Origin of the sequence: Candidatus Magnetobacterium casense (assembly GCF_019173545.1) — a bacterium.
GTDB lineage: Bacteria > Nitrospirota > Thermodesulfovibrionia > Thermodesulfovibrionales > Magnetobacteriaceae > Magnetobacterium > Magnetobacterium cryptolimnobacter.
This window is the reverse complement of record NZ_JABXWD010000335.1, coordinates 1-3721: the sequence shown is the minus strand read 5'-3', so window position 1 is coordinate 3721 and position 3721 is coordinate 1. Positions and strand designations below refer to the sequence as shown.

The following is a 3721-nucleotide window of genomic DNA, read 5'->3' as shown; positions in this document are numbered from 1 at the left end:
GGTTTTTTAAAATGGATTCCCGTTTTCACGGGAATGACAAGAAATGGTATTTTGCGCCCATCTGTGTCATTCCTGCGTAAGCAGGAATCCAGAAAGTGCGAAACCATAGACCTTGTTGACATTGGGTTGATTATACACAACATTTCAATTGTATAGCTGAACTATTACTCACCCGGTATCATACGGTATCACCTGGTTTGTCCCATCGCCTTTTCCAGATTTGCCTGTGCTATCTTGTAATCGGTTATTGCCTGTACGTAGGCGGTGTTTGCGTTTCCGTAGGATACGTCGGCATCCGTTACCTCGATGGGATTGCCCACGCCGGCGGCATATCTGCCGTTTGCGATGTCGAGGTTTTCCCTGGCCTGTCTGACCGTCATGGCGGCGGCGGAGATGGCCTCCTGCGCCGACATGAGCTGGAGGTAGTACTGCTGCACCTCCACGATGATGCTCTGGCGCAGGGCAGCCTCGTTGGCCTTGAGGACGTTGAGGGTTGACTGCGCCTCCTGTATCTGATGCTTGGTCAGGTAACCGCTGAATACGGATATCGACGCCTGAGCGCCAATGTTCCAACCGCTGTTAAGAGGAAAGGACTCTCCTCCCCACGTGTAGTTGGCACTGCCCGAAATGGTTGGGTAGTAGTCCTTTTTTTTGAGTTCAATGGTCTGTCGGGCGGCCTCTTGCTTGGTAATGATGGCCTGCAGGTCTGCCCTGTTCTTAAATGCCTGCCCGATTATGCCGTCGAGTGTGACTTCGTAGGGTTGAAATACGAGGTTATCCTCAACCAGATAGTCCCGTGCATATGGCAGTCCCATTGCATTGTTGAGGTTGATCCGTGCCAGTTGCAGGGCGTTTTCCGCCTTTATTCGGTTGAGTTTGGCGTTGCTGAGGTCCACTTCGGCCTTTGTGACGTCAAACTTTGCCTTCTCCCCCACCTCGTAAAAGCCTCTGGCCTGTTTCAGGTGCTGCTGGAACTGCCCAACGGTCTCATTTGCAATATCGAGGTTTTTTATTGTCTGAAGCAGCGTATAGTAGGCCTGTTTGACGTTGTAGACAACCTGCACGGTGGCACTCCTGAGGTCCGAGCCGGAGGCATCGGTGTTAAGACGCTGAATGTCTGCCTGGGTCTTGATCCGTCCGAAGTCGTAGATATTTTGCTTTACCGTGGCGGTGTTTGTGAACTGGTTATACGATCCTGACGGTCCCCCCCCGGAGACGGGCGCATATCGGCTGTAGGCAGTTGAGACGTCCACTTGGGGATAGTGTCCAGCCAATGCCTGGGCTATCTTGCTCTGGTTTGCCATAACGGCGTATGAGGCGGCAGTGATGTTTGGCTGATTTTTGATGGCTATTTCGATGCACCGGTCTAAGGATAACGTTTCCCCCGGTGCAATAACCGGTGTCCCACCGCCGTCATTGCGTCGAGCGGAATCACGGTCGGCAGCGTCCGCTAAAAGGCACACTGGCGCCGTCAGCAACATCATGCCCGTTAATATCAGTATATATACGCCCGTAAGTTTCACGTTATCACCTGAGCCTCTTGCAAAACTCCTAAACTAATCCTTTTTTAGTTCCCTTTGTGCTATGATATATCAACTAAAAATAAAAGGAGAACATCATGTTACTAAATACTATATCATGGTTAGCAGGAAATATACAACGGGTACTGTAGTTTATTGATGCGTAAAGTAACCATAGTGTTGTTGCTGTTAATGAGCCTCACTGTTGACGGAACAGCTTCATCGGAAGATATAATCGGCCCTGAGATTGTGCTAAACGGTACTGTTGCCCGTGTGAGCTTTACCTTGTCTCTGACCGAAGAGCAGGTCACTCTTATACGTGAGGGAATGGAGAAGGAACTCATCTTCTATACCGACCTTTTCAGGAAATGGCAGCTCTGGCCCGACGAATTCATACGCGGTAGAAAGATCACCAGAACGATCAAGACCAACCCCGTCAAGGGTGAGTTTAAGGTCATCTCCGTCAATGAAACCACTATGCTCGAAAAACGCTTCTCCTCCTTTGACTCCATGCTGAGGTGGGCATTGAATATCAAGGACATCCAGATCACTCTAAGCGAACTCTCAGACAGTGGTGTGTATTTCGTCAGGATCACAATAGAATCGGTAAAGCAAAAACCTCCGCAGTTGTACTCCTATGTCCTGTTCTTTGCCGACGACAAGGATTTCAAGATCAGAAAGGACTCCGAAGACTTCAGGATAAAGGTCAAATAAGTATGCCGGGACGATTAAAGCGTTATCGGATTGTTGTGACACTGCTTGTGCTTGTGGTGGCCATGATCGGCATCAGGATATTTGACGCCTCAATGTTGAAGGTCGAACATGGAGTAACGCCCAAGGTCATAATTGTGGCTCTATCAACGCTAACCCTTCTGTCGCTCTTTGCCCTGACTGTCATGGTCTTTAATAGCCTGATCAAGCTCTACGCCGAACGCAAGAGACGCCGCGTGGGCTACCGCTTTAAGACCAAACTGGTAATCATCTTTGTCGGCATCACCCTCGTGCCCTCCGCCATGCTCTTTGTGATAGCCAGCGGGCTGATCACCAACTACATCGACAAGTGGTTTACCCCGTTTATAAACAAACCTATAGACGATGCCTTCGTTCTTGCCACCAGCTTCTACGACATGGTCAGGCAGAATACCCTCATCGATGCCATTGCCATGAGCGAAGGCGTCAGACCCGTGGGCAGATATCACGTCGAAAGAATCAAGCAAACCACCGATGAGACCTCCGAGGTAATAAAAAACGCCTTTGCAGGCATCAGCGGCACGGAGGTCGTAAGCAGCAACTCCGGTGACACCATACGGGCAGCAGTCCCCATAAGAACAGACGGCCCCATTACGGATGTCCTCATAGTCAGCACAAAACTGCCCGTGGAGATAACCAACAAGGTTGAAGATATCCAATACGCATACAAGAACTACGGCGCCCTCAAGGCTTATAAACTGCCACTTAAAGCAAACTTCCTGATAATCCTGGGCTTTATCACCCTCCTTGTGGTCTCCATCGCCCTGTGGATAGCCATGAGGATATCCCGCGGAATCACAGAACCAATCCAGAACCTCGTGCGCGCCACCACCATGGTCTCCCAGGGTAACTTCGATACCGTCGTTGACCCCAGCGGCGATGGCGAAATCGGACGACTCATTCTGTCCTTCAACGGCATGATCGAAAAGATAAAGACCGCCGAACTCTCCCTCCACAACGCCTACATTGAATCAGACAGGAGACGACTGTGCATGGAGAGCATCATCAACAACATAAACTCCGGCGTCATATTCCTCGACGACCGGAGCAGGGTGCTGACAATCAACGGAGCGGCTGTCTCAATACTTTCCGTGAGGGCCGAGGACGTAATCAACAGACCATACACGGAGCTACTCAAAAACATCTATTCCGATGAGTTTCACCTGTTCATAAAGGGCATCAACCTGCACAACTTCCAGAGCGTCCGAGAGCAGATGAAGGTCTCCATAAACGGCAGGGCCATGGTGCTGCGAATATTCATCATCCAACTCAAGGACGAGGCAAGAAACTCCCTCGGCACCATGGTGGTCTTTGACGATCTCACCGACCTGATCCAGGCAGAGAAGGCCCTGGCATGGCAGGATGTCGCCAAACGCCTCACTCATGAAATTAAAAACCCCCTCACTCCAATCAAACTCTCCGCCGAACGATTACTCAAAAGGTGGAAAAAC

At 50.4% G+C, this 3721-nt stretch carries 3 protein-coding genes; 2 read left to right on the top strand and 1 reads right to left on the bottom strand.

From position 1 onward, the window contains the following. Window positions 1-188: 188 nt before the first annotated feature. Entirely contained in the window at window positions 189-1523 is a 1335-nt protein-coding gene (locus HWQ67_RS14350) for a TolC family protein (protein ID WP_218253375.1), read from the bottom strand. Between the two features lie 156 nt (window positions 1524-1679). Between HWQ67_RS14350 and HWQ67_RS14345 the strand changes: the two genes are divergently transcribed. Together HWQ67_RS14345 and HWQ67_RS14340 are read left to right on the top strand one after the other, a co-directional pair. After that, window positions 1680-2234 carry a DUF4390 domain-containing protein gene (locus HWQ67_RS14345; RefSeq protein ID WP_218253374.1) on the top strand — a complete coding sequence of 185 codons (555 nt, stop codon included), beginning with the start codon at window positions 1680-1682 and terminating at the stop codon, window positions 2232-2234. Between the two features lie 2 nt (window positions 2235-2236). Then, the coding region (locus HWQ67_RS14340; RefSeq protein WP_218253373.1) for a sensor histidine kinase at window positions 2237-3721 on the top strand (1485 nt) is incomplete at its 3' end.